The following is a 1322-nucleotide window of genomic DNA, read 5'->3' as shown; positions in this document are numbered from 1 at the left end:
CGTCAAAATGTCCAAGTTTATTTGGGTTTGATTTGCATATTGATGATTTAAAAGGTGTTGAAATCGAATCAGAAAGGTTTAATTTCAATGTGATTATTATAGATCCATCTGATTTAGAATGGTCTTTAAAGATTAAGAACAAAATAAAAAACGTTGGGTAACAAGGGGCATATTCCACAGCCATCTGCGATGCAATCTGGCTGCGATACCATGCCCGATACGTTATTTCTAAGTAACTGAAAATAAAAGAACAAACATGGAACATTTGGAGAAGAAATTTGGTGTGCTTTACCCAGAAAGATTTAAAAAGTTTCTTAAAGAACTGGATTGCAGTAGGGTAATCATTGAAATGTTAGATGAGAAATATGAAATCCTACCATCATTATTAGAAGAAATTACTGATAATAATATTGCGGATACTGCTTACAATAATCTTAATGATTTATACACTTACCCTGAAGATCAGCAAACTAAAAAACTACCTTTCGCAAGAAATACCACAGGAGATTGTTATAAATTTCTTTATTTTCAAGGGGAAAATGGGACTGAATGTGGTGAATCAATCTATGTACGAGATCTTGATGCTCCATGGGCTGGTAGAATTAAGGTATCGAATTCAATTGAATTTCTTTATGGTAAACAATCAAAGGATGATAAAGAAGTTTTAATTTCTTGTAATTCAAAAACGTTTAATGAGTTTTCTGAATTAGTTGATTTGCCTTCAAATATTCAGTATGAATTGGAATCACCTGGAGATTTTGGATTTAATACTAAAGAAGCAAATACTCCAATTTCTGTAACCACATCATTGACAATCAGTAGTAACAAAGACGAAAAAGATGATTTTTGTGTCATACACGTCTGCATTGAGCTTGATAGAGGTGGAAAAGTTCTATATGGGAATTATAATTATGAAATAAAAAGTAACAAACTGTTGAATTTATGTTTTGATGAAAATCAAAATTATAGAATTTATTATTATAAGTTTCATGCTGTAATGGATGCACTCAAGAAATTCAAAGACAGATGTTTGTCCAATGATCTTAGTATTGAAGAACTTAATGAAAAGATTAACACCTCAAATTATTTGAATGTAATTAAAGGGTATTTCTACTCAGTAGATATCATGGGAAATGCAAGCTTATATGGAGTTTAAAAAATAGATATAACAAGGGGCATAGTTCACTGGCAGGTGCGATGCAACCTGCCAGCGACACCATGCCCGTATCGTTATGTTTTATATAAGGTAAATAGAGTTTCAATTACTAAGTGAATATAAAAATGATTGATAAACAATTTACTACTGAATTGAATAAAGACGG

Annotated in this window: 1 protein-coding gene; it reads left to right on the top strand. The window is 31.2% G+C overall.

Annotated elements, in window-relative coordinates:
- The first annotated feature begins 256 nt into the window (after nt 1-256).
- Complete coding sequence (locus BC781_RS25370) at nt 257-1156, top strand: SMI1/KNR4 family protein (RefSeq protein WP_109623370.1); 900 nt, start codon at nt 257-259, stop codon at nt 1154-1156.
- The last annotated feature ends 166 nt before the right edge of the window (nt 1157-1322 follow it).

This window comes from Sediminitomix flava (assembly GCF_003149185.1).
Taxonomy (GTDB): domain Bacteria; phylum Bacteroidota; class Bacteroidia; order Cytophagales; family Flammeovirgaceae; genus Sediminitomix; species Sediminitomix flava.
This window is presented reverse-complemented; position numbering and strand designations above follow the sequence as displayed.